11 protein-coding genes are annotated in these 13,650 nt (G+C 70.3%); 7 read left to right on the forward strand and 4 right to left on the reverse strand.

What is annotated here, in order from left to right; translation table 11 throughout:
* Nucleotides 1-16 precede the first annotated feature (16 nt).
* The 3 genes from AC1RUS_RS09575 to AC1RUS_RS09585 all read left to right on the forward strand — a co-directional run bounded on the left by AC1RUS_RS09575 (nt 17) and on the right by AC1RUS_RS09585 (nt 4,746).
* Nucleotides 17-709, forward strand: coding sequence for an ABC transporter ATP-binding protein (locus AC1RUS_RS09575; RefSeq protein WP_492915410.1), 693 nt, complete (start codon nt 17-19; stop codon nt 707-709).
* Nucleotides 706-3,216 (forward strand): ABC transporter permease, encoded by a 2,511-nt coding sequence (locus AC1RUS_RS09580; RefSeq protein ID WP_492915412.1) that lies wholly within the window; start codon nt 706-708, stop codon nt 3,214-3,216. Before AC1RUS_RS09575 ends, AC1RUS_RS09580 begins: the two co-directional genes overlap by 4 nt.
* Nucleotides 3,217-3,423: 207 nt before the next feature.
* Nucleotides 3,424-4,746, forward strand: a complete 1,323-nt coding sequence (locus AC1RUS_RS09585; RefSeq protein ID WP_492915414.1) for a PQQ-dependent sugar dehydrogenase — start codon at nt 3,424-3,426, stop codon at nt 4,744-4,746.
* A 131-nt stretch (nt 4,747-4,877) separates the two neighbouring features.
* On the opposite strand, the gene AC1RUS_RS09590 is transcribed toward AC1RUS_RS09585, so the two are convergent.
* Entirely contained in the window at nt 4,878-5,504 is a 627-nt protein-coding gene (locus AC1RUS_RS09590) for a TetR/AcrR family transcriptional regulator C-terminal domain-containing protein (RefSeq protein ID WP_492915416.1), read from the reverse strand.
* 94 nt (nt 5,505-5,598) lie between these two features.
* Here AC1RUS_RS09590 and tet point away from each other — a divergent pair, with 94 nt between their 5' ends.
* Both tet and AC1RUS_RS09600 read left to right on the forward strand, forming a co-directional pair.
* Nucleotides 5,599-6,786, forward strand: coding sequence for a Tet(A)/Tet(B)/Tet(C) family tetracycline efflux MFS transporter (gene tet / locus AC1RUS_RS09595; protein ID WP_492915418.1), 1,188 nt, complete (start codon nt 5,599-5,601; stop codon nt 6,784-6,786).
* Nucleotides 6,787-6,824: 38 nt separating this feature from the next.
* Complete coding sequence (locus tag AC1RUS_RS09600) at nt 6,825-8,276, forward strand: carotenoid oxygenase family protein (RefSeq protein WP_492915420.1); 1,452 nt, start codon at nt 6,825-6,827, stop codon at nt 8,274-8,276.
* Here the strand turns inward: AC1RUS_RS09600 and AC1RUS_RS09605 are convergent.
* Together AC1RUS_RS09605 and AC1RUS_RS09610 are read right to left on the reverse strand one after the other, a co-directional pair.
* A complete protein-coding gene (locus AC1RUS_RS09605) occupies nt 8,273-9,064 on the reverse strand; it encodes a DUF1295 domain-containing protein (RefSeq protein WP_492915422.1) in 792 nt (263 codons plus the stop codon). The genes AC1RUS_RS09600 and AC1RUS_RS09605 overlap by 4 nt on opposite strands.
* A gap of 81 nt (nt 9,065-9,145) precedes the next feature.
* Entirely contained in the window at nt 9,146-10,366 is a 1,221-nt protein-coding gene (locus AC1RUS_RS09610) for an acetyl-CoA acetyltransferase (RefSeq protein WP_492915424.1), read from the reverse strand.
* A 104-nt stretch (nt 10,367-10,470) separates the two neighbouring features.
* On the opposite strand from AC1RUS_RS09610, the gene AC1RUS_RS09615 reads away from it, so the two are divergent.
* On the forward strand, nt 10,471-11,451 hold the full coding sequence (locus AC1RUS_RS09615; RefSeq protein ID WP_492915426.1) for a winged helix-turn-helix transcriptional regulator: 981 nt from the start codon (nt 10,471-10,473) through the stop codon (nt 11,449-11,451).
* Between the two features lie 102 nt (nt 11,452-11,553).
* Here AC1RUS_RS09615 and AC1RUS_RS09620 read toward each other — a convergent pair whose 3' ends face one another.
* Nucleotides 11,554-12,558, reverse strand: a complete 1,005-nt coding sequence (locus tag AC1RUS_RS09620) for an aldo/keto reductase (RefSeq protein WP_492915428.1) — start codon at nt 12,556-12,558, stop codon at nt 11,554-11,556.
* A 129-nt stretch (nt 12,559-12,687) separates the two neighbouring features.
* Here AC1RUS_RS09620 and AC1RUS_RS09625 point away from each other — a divergent pair, with 129 nt between their 5' ends.
* A complete protein-coding gene (locus AC1RUS_RS09625) occupies nt 12,688-13,572 on the forward strand; it encodes a LysR family transcriptional regulator (protein WP_492915430.1) in 885 nt (294 codons plus the stop codon).
* Nucleotides 13,573-13,650 lie beyond the last annotated feature (78 nt).

A 13,650-nucleotide genomic window follows, 5' to 3' on the forward strand; every position in this document is an offset into this window, starting at 1 on the left:
GAAACAAGGAAACTTCATGTCCGACGCCATCGCGCCGCTCGCCCTGTCGTCGGTGACCCTGACGCTGCCGTCAACGGCAGGTCCCGTGAACATCCTGCGCGGGGTCGACCTGGAGGTTTCCGCCGGTGAGCGCGTGGCGATCATCGGCCCGTCGGGCTCGGGCAAGTCGTCGCTGATCTCGGTCGCCGCCGGGCTGGAGCGGCCGACCTCGGGCGTGGTCAGCCTGTTTGGCCAAGACCTTTCCAAGCTGGACGAGGACGGCCGGGCCCGCCTGCGCCGAGGCCGCGCGGCGCTGGTGTTCCAGAGCTTCCACCTGCTGCCCAACATGACGGCGGAAGAGAACGTCTCGGCCCCGCTGGAGATCGCCCGCGCGCCCAACGCCCTGCCGACCGCTCGCGACTGGCTGGGCAAGGTGGGGCTGTCGGCTCGCCTGACCCACTATCCGCACCAGCTGTCGGGCGGCGAGCAGCAACGGGTGGCGCTTGCGCGCGCTCTGGCCGCGCGGCCCACCCTGCTGTTCGCCGACGAACCCACCGGTAATCTCGACAGCCGCAACGCCGGCTCCGTCGTCGACCTGATGTTCGACCTGCTGGCCGAGTGCGGCGCGGCCCTGGTGATGGTCACCCACGATCCCATCCTGGCCGAACGCGCCGACCGCATCGTGCGCATGGCCGACGGCAAGGTGGTCGAAAGCGTGGTGGGGGCGTGAGCGCGCTTTCCTTCCGCCTGGCCGCCCGCGAGCTGCGCTCGGGCATCCGGGGCTTCGGCATCTTCCTGGCCTGTCTGGCCCTGGGCGTCGCGGCCATTGCGGCGGCCAGCTCGACGGCGGAAGCCTTCCGCCGGGGCCTGGCCTCGCAGGCCCGCGAGATCCTGGGCGGCGACCTGTCGGTCTCGATCGAGAACCGCGCCTTCAGCCCCGAGGAGCGCGCCGCCTTCGCCAAGCTGGGCCAGGTGTCCTACACCGCCCGCGTGCGGGTGATGGCCCAGGCGCCGTCGGGCGACCGACGGCTGGTGGACCTGCGCGGCGCCGACGCGCTCTATCCCCTGGCCGGCAAGGTCGAGCTGCAGGGCGCGGCCTCCCTCGCTGACGCCCTGGCTACGCGCGACGGCCTGCCCGGCGCGGCGGTCGAGCCGGCCCTGCTGGACCGCCTGGGCCTGAAGATCGGCGACCGCATCGAGGCCGGGCCCCTGACCCTGGTCGTTCGCGCCGCCATGATCCGCCAGCCTGACAGCGTGGCGCGCGGCTTCGTGCTGGGTCCGCGCGTGCTGGTGCGTCGCGAGTTGTTGGATCAAGCGGGACTTCTGACGCACGGCCTGCCTTCGGCCCAGACCGCCCGCATCGCCCTGCCCCCGGGCCAGGACCCGGCCGCGGCCGGCAAGGCGCTCAAGACGCGCTTCGGCGAGCTCTATGTCCGCGACCGCTCCGACGCCGCGCCCGGCGCGCGCAAGCTGATCGACCAGCTGGAATACTTCCTGGGCTTCATCGGCCTGGCCTCGCTGGTGGCCGGCGGCCTGGGCGTGGCCGGCGCGGTGTCGGCCTATCTGGCGACGCGCGAGCCCTCGATCGCGGTGTTGAAGGCGCTGGGCGCGGACGGCGCGCTGATCCGCAACACCTACCTGATCCAGATCGGCCTGCTGGCCGGGCTGGGCGTGGCCATCGGCCTGATCATCGGCGCGATCGTGCCGCTGATCCTGGGCCAGATCGCCGGAAACGCCCTGCCGATCCCGGCTCTGTTCGCGGTCTATCCTCTGCCCCTGGTCAAGGCCGGAGCCTTCGGCCTGCTGGCGGCGGCGGCGTTCTCGCTTGTTCCGTTGGCGAGAGCGCGGGCCACCCCGCCCTCGGCCCTGTTCCGCCGCGCCCTGGGCGTGCGCGCGCCGTTCGGGCTGGAGACGATCCTGGCCGCCGTCGCGGGCCTGGGCCTGGCCGCCCTGGCCATCGTCACCGCCCCCACACCGATCGCGGCCGGGATCATGATCGCCGGCGTCGCCGTGGCCTTCGTGGCTCTGTGGGCGCTGGGCCTACTGGCCGCCTGGCTGGCGGGCAAGGTCCGGGGCCTGGCGCGCGGCGCGGTGCGGATCGGCCTGGCCAACCTGGCCGGCCCCCGCTCGGCGGCGCGGACGGCGACCCCGGCCATCGGCCTGGGCGTGGCCCTGCTGGCCTGCGTGGTGCTGATCCAGTCGGCCCTGCTGGCCCAGGTCCGCGAGGTCGCCCCCAAGAGCGCCCCGGCCATGGTCTTCACCGAGATCCCCGGCGACCAGGTCGCGGCCTTCGACGCCGAGGTCGCCAAGGCCGCCGGCCCGATGACCGCGGACACCTATCTGCGCGTCCCCTTCGCCACAGGCCGGATCATCGCCCTGAAAGGCCAGCCGGTCGACGTGAAGGCCATCAAGCCGTCCGAGCGCTGGGCCTTCGACAGCGACGTCAATCTGTCGGTGCTCGACGCCGAGCCCAAGGGCTCCAACATCGTCGACGGCCACTGGTGGCCCGCCGGCTATGCGGGTCCGCCGCAGGTGGCGCTGGAACAGACCCTGGCCGAGGGCGCGGGCCTGAAGGCCGGCGACAGCATCACCATTTCGGTGCTCGGCCGCGACCTGGAGGCCAAGGTCGCCGTGCTGCGCAAGGTCGAGTTCGGCGGCTTTGGCCCCAACTTCGCGATCATCCTGGACCCCAAGAGCCTGGAGGGCGCGGTGCTGCGCAACATCGCCATCGCCAAGATGGACCGCGCCGCCGAAAGCCGCCTGACCCGCGCCCTGGGCCAGAGCTTCCCGGCGGTGAACGTGATCAGCGTGCGCGAGCAGCTGGAGTCCGCCGCCGGCCTCTTCGACCGCCTGGCCCTGGCCATTCGCGGCGCGGCGGCGGTGGCGGGCCTGGCGGGGCTGCTGGTGCTGGCTGGGGCCATCGCGGCCGGGGCCCGGGCCCGGGCGCGCGAGGCGGCGACGCTGAAGGTGCTGGGCGGCACGCGGGCCCAGATCCTGTCGGCCTATGTGGTCGAGTACGGCGCGGTCGGCCTGATCGCCGGCGCGGCCGGAGTGCTGCTGGGCCTGGCGGCGGCCTGGCCTGTCGTGGTGCTGGTGTTCAAGGCCCAATGGAGCATCGACTGGGCGGGCGTCCTGGCCCTGCTGGCCGGGGCGGCGGGCCTGTCGGCGGTCGGCGGCCTGCTGGCGGCGGCCCAGGCGCTGTCGCGGCGGCCGGCGCCGGTGCTTAGGGCGGACTAGATCCCATTGTCATCCCGGGCGAAGACCCGGGACCGCCGGAAACGCGGCGCTTGTCGCGGTCCCGGGTCTCCGCTGCGCTACGCCCGGGATGACAAATGGGAGGTGCGGCCGCGCTCGAAAGCTCTACCTTGGCCTCCAAACCGCATCCGCCACAGAACAAGGAGCGGTTTGGAGCGTTAGAGGCGCACCTTCAGGGAGAAGCTCAAAATGCCGCGTCGTCACCATCCCCTCGCCATGACCGCCGTCGCCGTTCTGGCGCTGGCCGCCTGCGGCAAGAGCGAGTCCCAGACCAACAGCTCGGTGGGCTACGGCTTCAACCCCGCCCTGCCGTCGCCGACCAAGACGCTGCTGCCGACCGTCAAGGTGGCGCCGGTCAACCGCTGGCCCGCCGGCGTCACGCCCACGGCCGCCGCCGGCCTGCAGGTCAAGGCCTTCGCCTCGGGCCTGGACCATCCGCGCTGGCTGCTGGTCCTGCCCAACGGCGACGTGCTGGTGGCCGAGAGCAACGGCCCCGGCGAAAAGAAGAAGGGCTTCAATCTCAAGGATTGGATCCAGGGCAAGCTGATGGCCAAGGCCGGCGCCAAGACGCCCAGCGCCAACCGCATCAGCCTGCTGCGCGACGCCGACGGCGACGGCGTGGCCGAGACCAAGACCGCTTTCCTGACGGGCCTCTATTCGCCGTTCGGCATGGCCCTGGTCGGCGACACCCTCTACGTGGCCAACGCCGACTCCATCGTCGCCTTCCCCTACCAGACCGGCGCGACCAGCATTACCGCTGCGCCGCGCAAGATCGCCGACCTGCCGGGCGGGCCGATCAACCACCACTGGACCAAGAACATCATCGCCAGCCAGGACGGCTCCAAGCTCTACGCGACCGTCGGCTCCAACTCGAACGTCGGCGAGAACGGCATCGAGGCTGAAGAGCGCCGGGCCGCGATCCTGGAGGTCGAGCTGGCCACCGGCTCCAGCCGCGTCTTCGCCTCGGGCATCCGCAATCCCAACGGCATGGGTTGGAACCCGGTGACCGGCGAGCTGTGGACCACGGTCAACGAGCGCGACGAACTGGGCAACGACCTGGTGCCCGACTACATGACCTCGGTGAAGGACGGCGGCTTCTATGGCTGGCCCTACAGCTATTACGGCCAGCACGTCGACACGCGGGTGAAGCCCCAGCGGCCGGACCTGGTGGCCAAGGCCATCGTCCCCGACTACGCCCTTGGCGCCCACACCGCCTCGCTGGGCCTGACCTTCTACGAAGGCGCCGGCCTGCCGGCCCAGTACAACGGCGGCGTCTTCATCGGTCAGCACGGCTCGTGGAACCGCAAGCCGCCGGCCGGCTACAAGGTGGTGTTCATCCCGTTCGCGGGCGGCAAGCCCGCCGGCCCGACCCAGGACGTCCTGACCGGCTTCCTCAACGCCAAGGGCGAGGCGCAAGGCCGTCCCGTCGGCGTCACGGTCGACAGGGCCGGCGCGCTGCTGGTGGCCGACGACGTGGGCAATGTGATCTGGCGGGTCACGGCGGCGAAATAGCGTCCAGCCCTGCTGGTGCGAAACCTCGTCCTTCGACAAGCTCAGGATGAGGTTTTGGCGAATTCGGCGCCAGATCGAACCTCACCCTGAGCCTGTCGAAGGGCGAGGTTCGACAGCGCCGGTATTGGAAGTCAGGCGCGCGACAACCGCGCCTCGGCGCCCAGGATCAGCAGATCCAGGCCCGCCTCGAACATCGGCGCGAAGCCGCTGTCGCGATAGTGGCTGAGCGCCTGGGACAACAGCGGATAGGCCTGGGCCGCCTCGTCGAGGGCTTCGGCCTCGATGGTCTCCTCGCCGGCTTCGGGCGGTGAGGCCTGCTCCTCCAGCACGCAGCCGACGACATAGCGGCTGATCGCCACCAGCGTCTCCATGGCGTGCGTCACCGGGAAACCCGCCGCGACCACGAAGGCGACCTGGGCCTCGACATCGTCGAGGTTCTGCGGATCGGCCTCGGTGCCCGCATGCACCCGGGCCGCGTCGCGGTAGGCCAGCAGCGCGCGCCGGAAACTGCGGGCGTTCTCGCGCAGGAAGTCGCGCCAGTCCTCGCCCAGCAGCGGCCGCGAGCGGGTGTGGCCCCGGGCCAGGATCTCGAAGTTCAGGGCGTCCAGCAGGGCCCGGCGATTCCTGAAGTGCCAGTAGAGCGCCGGCTGCCTGACGCCCAGCCGGTCGGCCAGCAGCCGCGTGCTCAACGCGTCGACGCCGACCTCGTTGAGCAGGTCCAACGCGACTTCGACGATACGCTGGCGGTCGACCTTCATGACGCTCCGGACTGAATCAGGCTTGACGGCGTGAGCCTACAAGACTTTATCGACGATAAGTAACTTTATCGATAATAAATTTCAGAGCGACGCGATGAAGAAGGCCTTCGGGATCATCCTGGCGACCGTGACGCTGGACGCGGTGGGCATCGGCCTGGTCATGCCGATCATTCCGCGCCTGCTGCGCGAGGTGGGCCACACCGGCGAACTGGGCTGGCGGTTCGGTGCGTTCCTGGGCCTCTACGCCCTGATGCAGTTCCTGTGCGCGCCGCTGCTGGGGGCGATCAGCGACAAGGTCGGGCGTCGGCCCGTGCTGCTGGTGTCGCTGGCCGGGGCGGCGATCGACTATGTGTTCATGGCCCTGGCCCCTTCCCTGGCCTGGCTGTTCGTAGGCCGGGCCATCGCCGGGATCACCGGGGCCAACATGGCCGTGGCCTCGGCCTATATCGCCGACATCACGCCCGAGGATCAGCGCGCCCGGCGCTATGGCCTGTTCAGCGCCGTGTTCGGGGTCGGCTTCATCGCCGGGCCGGTGATCGGCGGCCTGCTGGGCGAGGTCTGGGTGCGCGCGCCGTTCCTGGCCGCCGCCGCCCTGAACGGCGTCAACTTCGCCATGGCGCTGTTCGTGCTGCCGGAGTCGCACGAGGGCCGGGGCGGCCCGATCGACCGCACGGCCTTCAACCCGTTCGGCTCGCTGCGCTGGGCTTCAGCCTTCCCCGCCCTGATCCCGCTGCTGCTGACCTTCGTGGTGCTGGCCTTGGTCGGCGAGGTCGGCGGCACGGTCTGGGTGCTGTATGGCGAGGACAGGTTCGGCTGGAGCGGCTGGACGATCGGCCTGTCCCTGGCGGGGTTTGGCCTGTTCCACGCCCTGGCCCAGGCCTTCGTGGCCGGCCCCGCCGCCGAAAAGTTCGGCGAGCGGCGGGCCCTGCTGATCGGCATGGTCGCCGACGCCAGCGCCTATGTCGCCATCGCCCTGGCCACCCGGGGCTGGATGGCCTTCGCGCTGTTGCCGGTGTTCTGCCTGGGCGGCATCGGCCAGCCGGCCCTGCAGGCCCTGGTCTCGGGCCAGGTCGGCGAGGACCAGCAAGGGCGGCTGCAGGGCGTGATGGCCAGCATGGCGAGCCTGGCCTCGATCCTGGGTCCGGTTGCGATCAGCCAGATCTATTTCGCCTCGCGCGGCGCGTTCCCGGGCCTGGTCTGGGTGATCGGCGCGGCCCTGCTGCTGCTGTGCCTGCCGGTGGCCCTGGGGCGGGATCGACAGAAACTTGCACAACAAGACTGACCAGCCGTAAGCTGGCGCGCTCTCAACGAGGTGACGCCATGAAAGTCGAACGCCTGCCGCCGGTGCGCACCTCGCTCTCGCCGACCAACCACCCCTACATGACCGGGGCCTGGACCCCGCTGCACGAGGAGGTCGACGCCTGGGACCTCACCGTGCTGGAAGGCGCGATCCCGGCCGACCTGGACGGCGTCTATCTGCGCAACACCGAAAACCCCGTCCACGACCCGCTGGGCCGCTACCACCCGTTCGACGGCGACGGCATGGTTCACCAGATCGACTTCCGCAACGGCCGGGCGACCTATCGCAACCGCTTTATCCGCACGCGCGGTTTCGAGGCCGAGCAGGAGGCCGGGGAAAGCCTGTGGGGCGGGCTGGCCGACGGTCCCGGCACGTCCAAGCGCCCGGGCTTTGGCGCGCATGGAAGCCTGAAGGACACCGCCAGCACCGACATCGTCGTCCACGCCGGCGAGGCGATCGCCACCTTCTATCAGTGCGGCGAGGCCTATCGGCTGGACCCGCTGACCCTGGAGAACCTCGGCGTGGCGTCCTGGGCGCCGCTGGACGGCGTCTCGGCCCATCCCAAGGTCGACGAGGAAACCGGGGAGTTGCTCTTCTTCAACTACTCCAAGTCCGCGCCCTACATGCACTACGGCGTGGTCGACGCGTCGGGGAAGCGCACCGTCTACCAGGCTATCGACCTGCCGGGCCCGCGCCTGCCGCACGACATGGCCTTCACGAAGACCTATTCGATCCTCAATGACCTGCCGGTGTTCTGGGACCAGCGCCTGCTGGAGCGCAACATCCACGCCGTGCGCCTGCACGAGGGCGTGCCCTCGCGGTTCGGGATCGTGCCGCGCCACGGCGGCGCGGTGCGCTGGTTCGAGGCGGCGCCGACCTACGTCCTGCATTGGCTCAATGCGTACGAGGACGGCGACGAGATCGTGCTGGACGGCTACTTCCAGGAGAACCCCATCCCGCGCCCGCTGGAGGACGCGCCCGAAGGCCACGGCCACCTGATGGCCTATCTGGACGAGCACAGCTTCCGGCCGAAACTGCATCGCTGGCGCTTCAACCTGGCGACCGGCGAGACCACCGAAAGCCATCTGGACGAGCGCATCCTGGAGTTCGGGATGTTCAACCAGGCCTATGCCGGCAAGCCCTATCGCTACGCCTATTCGACGACGTCAAAGCCCGGCTGGTTCCTGTTCAACGGCTTCGTCAAGCACGACCTGGAGACCGGCCAGAGCTGGTCGATCCAGCTGCCCGAGGGCCGCTACGCCAGCGAGGCCCCGTTCGCGCCGCGCGTGGGGGCCACGTCCGAGGACGACGGCTATCTGGTCAGCTTCATCATTGACGAGGTCCGCGGGACGTCGGAGTGCCTGATCGTCGACGCCCAGCGCTTCGAGACCGTCTGCCGCGTGGCCCTGCCGCACAAGATCAGCAGCGGGACGCATTCTGTGTGGGCGGGGCGGGAGCGGTTGAAGACCTAACCCTTCTTCGGGAACCACGGCACGAAGGCCGGGGTGCGGGCGACATAGTCCTCGTAGCCCTTGCGCTTGCGGCGCATGCGGCCCTCGACGGTCGGCACGCCGCTCCACTTGGTCAGCAGGACGGTCAGCAGCACCGGGCCCGGCAGCGCCCAGGCGCCCAGGCCGGTCTCGACGGCGATCAGATAGAGGCCCCACCACACGCAGGCGTCGCCGAAATAGTTGGGGTGGCGGGTGTAGCGCCACAGGCCGGTGTCCAGCACCACGCCGGCGTTGTCGCGGTTGGCCTTGAAGGCCGCCAGCTGGGCGTCGCCGATGGTCTCGAACAGCACGCCGATCACCGCCAGCCCCGCGCCGGCGAAGGCCAGGGCTCCCAGCGGCGCGGCAGAGCCGTGGCCCAGCTGCACCGGCAGGGCGACGATCAACTGCAGCCCATATTGCAACGAGAACACCAGCAGGAAGGTCGACTTGGCCAGGCTCCAGCCGCGCGTCTCCTTGGCGTGGTTGAGCATGGTGACATAGCGCCGGTCCGCGCCATGCTTGCGCCAGCGGATCAGCAGGTGGACGCCCAGCCTCAGCCCCCACAGGGTACACAGCCCGATCAGCAGCAGGCCGTGCGGCGTCGGTCCCGCCTGCAGCAGCGACAGCCAGCCGACCAGCACCATGCCCAGCGCCCACCAGGCGTCGATGAAGCTGACGTCCTTCAGCTTCAGGCCGATCCGCCACAGCACGACGAAGACGGCGGCCGAAACGGCGGCGTTGACGAGGAGGAGCTGGACGAGAGGCGGCATGGGCGGTCCGAGGGGTTGTTATGGTTCAGCTACGAGGGAAGGTGGAAAAAAGATCTTCTCTCTGAAGGGAGAGGATTCGATCTAGATCCCCACCACCAGGCTCACCGTCGTGGTCGTCGAGCCGCCGATGTTCAGCGTCTGCACCGTCTTGGCCCCCTCGACCTGATAGTCGCCAGCCGTTCCGGTGACCTGCTTGAAGGCGTCCAGGGTCATGCGCACACCGGTGGCCCCCACGGGGTGGCCCGAACCGATCAGGCCGCCTGACGGATTGATCGGCAGGCGTCCTCCCATGGCGATGTCGCCGGCCTCGATCGCCTTCCAGCTCTCGCCGGGCGCGGTCAGGCCCAGATGGTCGATGGCCATGTATTCGGTGGCGGTGAAGCAGTCGTGGGTCTCGACGGTGTGGATCTGCGTCAGGTTGTCGATCCCGGCCCGGGCGCGGGCGTCCAGGATCGCGCGGCGCACCTGCGGGAAGACGTAGGGCTGGTCGCGGCTGTCCTCGATCTTGCGGGCATAGCTGATCGGGGCCGAGCGATGGCCCCAGCCCTGGATGCGCGGCAGGCTGTCCAGCGCGATCCCGCGCTTGTCGGCATAGGCTTTCGCGCGCTCGGTCGAGGCCAGGAACACCACCGCCGTTCCGTCGGTGACCTGGCCGCAGTCCTGCTTGCGGGTGCGGCCTTCGACCACCGGATTGGCCTCGTCGCTGTCGGTGAAGGCGTCCGGGCCAAACCGCCAGTCGCGGGTCTGGGCGTTGGGATTGCGCCGGCCGTTGGCGAAGTTGATCTCGGCGATGGCCATCAGGTGCTGATAGTCCAGGCCATAGCGGCGGTCATATTCGTCGGCGAGATCGGAGAAGGCCCTGGGCCACAGGAACTTGGCGTCCTGGAATTCGTGTCCGGCCCAGGCGGCGCTGCCCAGGTTCTCGGCCGCCTTCTGGCCAGGGACGTTGCGCATCTGCTCGATGCCGACCACGCAGGCCAGGTCGTAGCGCCCGGCCTCGATCTCGGCGGTGGCCGCCAGGATGGCGACGCTGCCCGAGGCGCAGGCGGCTTCGTGGCGGGCGGTCGGCAGGCCGTCAAAGGCGGGGTGGACCTGACCGAACATCCCGCCCAGCAGGCCCTGCCCGGCGAACAGCTCGCCGGCGAAGTTGCCGACATGGCCGGTCTGGATCTCCTCGGGATCAAGCTGCGCGGCCGCCAGTCCCTCGCCGATCGCCTCACCGAAGGCGTCGGCCAGGTCGCGACCCTGCCGGCTCCAGTTGGCCGAGAAGCCGCTCTGCCAGCCTCCCAGGACATAGACCATGGCGATCTCCCCGCCGCTCCTCAGTCAGTCCAACTATACAAGTGACTTGTCGGCTGTCCATGGCCGTCATTGACAGTCCGCCGCGAAGCGCCGCACCAAGCCCCATGGTCGAACCCTCCACGGACCCAGCCAGGACCCCGGCGCTTGTCCGCATCAGTTCGGCCGCCCGCGCGCTGAACCTGATCGGCGACCGCTGGACGCTGCTGCTGCTGTATTCGGCCTTCATGGGGGTCAAGCGGTTCGACGGCTTCATCGCCATGACCGGCATGGCCCGCTCGCTGCTGGTCGACCGGCTGGGCCGGCTGGAAGCGGCCGGTGTGCTGGAGAAGCGGGCCTATCAGGACCGCCCCGTCCGCCACGAATACTGCCTGACCGCCATGGGCCGAGACCTCTACGACTCGGCGTTGATGCTGCTGGGCTGGGAGATGCGCTGGCGCCTGGATCCCGACTGCCCGTCGCACCGCATCCTCCACGCGACATGCGGAAAGCCTCTGCGGCCGGTGCTGGTCTGCGAGGCCTGCGCCGCGCCGGTGAAGGTGCGCGACATCACCCTGACGCCCGGTCCCGGGGCCGGCCTGGAGCCCGCGCCCCGCGCCCGCCACTCGCGCCGGGCCAGCGACGAAAACGTGGGCGCGGCGCCGCTGCATCCGATGCTGGAGCGCTCGATCGAGGTGCTGGGCGACCGCTGGACGGCCCACCTGGTGGCCGCCAGCTTCTACGGCCTGACGCGGTTCAAGGACCTGCAGGACGAGCTGAAGGTGGCCAGCAACATCCTGACCGACCGCCTGGCCCGGCTGGTCGAGCGCGGCATGCTGGAAAAGCGCCTCTACCAGACCCGCCCCGAACGCTGGGAATACCGGCTGACGAAGGAAGGCCGCGACTTCTTCCCGCTGATCGCCGCCCTGATGGCCTGGGGCGATCGCTGGCTGGCCGGCGAGGCCGGACCGCCGGAGATCCTCACCCATTCGTGCGGCGCGCGGCTGGTTCCGGTGGTGCGGTGCCAGGCGTGCGACGGGGTGGTGGATGTGAAGACGACGGCGCTGGGCGATGCTCCCCTTTCGGGGGAGCTGTCGCGGAGCGACTGAGGGGGCAGCGCCTGCCCAGGCCGTGCTTGACGCGACCTGGGCTAGCGCCGAGCCGCCCCCTCCGACGCTCCGGGGCCTCCCCAGAAGGAGAGGATCTGGCGCCTACCGCCCCACCATCGCCAGGCCGGCCTCGCTGTAGCGCGCGCCCTCGACGGCCGTCTCGGGCACGGCGGCGGCGATCTTGGCCAGATCATCGGCCGACAGCGACACCTCGACCGAGCCGACGTTCTCCTCCAGGCGCGAGATCTTGGTCGTGCCGGGGATCGGGGCGATGTCCGGACCCTGGTGGAGGATCCAGGCCAGGGCCAGCTGGGCCGGGGTGATCCCCTTCTCGCGGGCGATCTGCGTCAGGGCCTCGACCAGCGACAGGTTCTTGGTCAGGGCCTCGCCCTGGAACCGCGGCAGGCCGCGGCGGAAATCGTCCTTGGCCAGGCCGTCGTTGGAGGTCAGGGCCCCGGTCAGGAAGCCCCGGCCCAGCGGGCTGTAGGGCACCAGGCCGACGCCCAGCTCGCGGATGGTCGGCAGGACCTTGTCCTCGATCCCCCGCGTCCACAGCGAATATTCGCTCTGCAGGGCGGCGACCGGCTGCACCGCGTGGGCCTTGCGGATGGTCTCGGCGCCGGCTTCGGAGAGGCCGAAATGCTTGACCTTGCCCTCGGCGATCAGGTCCTTGACCGTCCCGGCCACGTCCTCGATCGGCACGTTGGGGTCGACGCGGTGCTGGTAGAAGAGATCGATGACCTCGACGCCCAGGCGCTTGAGCGACGCCTCGGCCACGTCGCGGATGTGCTCGGGACGGCTGTCGACGCCGACCATGCGGGCCGTGCCGCCGGCCTCCTCGGGCGGAGCGATCTTGAAGCCGAACTTGGTGGCGATCACCACCTTGTCGCGGAAGGGCCTCAGACCCTCGCCGACCAGCTCCTCGTTGACATAGGGACCATAGACCTCGGCGGTGTCGAAGAAGGTCACGCCCAGCTCGACCGCGCGGGCCAGCACCTTGAAGGTCTCGGCCTTGTCGGGGGCGGGACCGTAGGCCCAGCTCATTCCCATGCAGCCCAGGCCGATGGCCGAGATCTCCAGACCGTCGCCGAGTTTCCGCGTCTTCATGGGTCAGCTCCTGTATCGTCATCGAAGGGTCGCGCGAGCCCCTGGCCTGGCGACACGGCGAAGATGGGCGCGAAGCCGGCCCGGGATAAGCGCTTGCAGTCTCAACGCACTGCTGAGCTAAATTCAGCAATGGATTCACGCCCCCTGCCCGACCTCGTCGCCTTCGCCGTCGTGGCCGAGCGCCGCAGCTTTCGCGCCTCGGCCCAGGAGCTGGGCGTCTCGGCCTCGGCGCTCAGCCACACGATCCGCAACCTGGAGACCCGGCTGGGCGTGCGGCTGCTGAACCGCACCACCCGCAGCGTCGCCCCCACCGAGGCCGGCGAGCGGCTGCTGGCCCGGCTGCGGCCGGCGCTCAGCGACATCGACGACGCCCTGGCCGAGGTGGCGGTGTTCCGCGATCGGCCCTCCGGCCGGCTGCGCATCAACATCGCCCGCACCGCCGCGCGGATGCTGCTGGGGCCCCGGCTGGGCGGCTTCCTGCGGGCCTATCCCGAGGTGCGGCTGGAGATCACCTGCGACGACGGCCTTTCAGACATCGTCGCCGGCGGCTTCGACTGCGGCGTGCGGCTGGGCGAGCGCCTGGCGCCCGACATGATCGCCGCGCCGCTGGGCGGACAGGCCCGCCAGGCCCTGGTCGGCTCGCCCGACTACGTGGCCGAGCACGGCGCGCCGACGGATCCCGAGGATATCGCCGGCCACCGCTGCCTGCTCAGCCGCCGCCCGACCGGCCAGCCCTGGCCCTGGGAGTTCGAGCGGCAGGGCCGGCTGATCGTGGTCAACCCGCCCGGCGTGCTGATCGCCGACGACAACGAGGTGCTGCGCCAGGCCGCCGTCGACGGCGCGGGCCTGGCCTTCCTGTTCCTGCCCCTGGTGGCCGACGACATCGCCGCCGGCCGGCTGGTGTCGCTGATGGAGGACTGGTGCGAGCCCTATCCGGGGTTCTTCCTCTACTATCCCAGCCGCCGACAACTCTCGCCGGCGCTGCGGGCCTTCGTCGACTGGATGAAGACCTGAATTTGACGGCGGATGTCGGAACCCCGCCCGCCGGTCCGTCCTTGGACAAAGGCCCGCGCGGCCGCCAAGGAGGATGCG

The organism is Caulobacter sp. GW821-FHT10F06 (assembly GCF_058809215.1).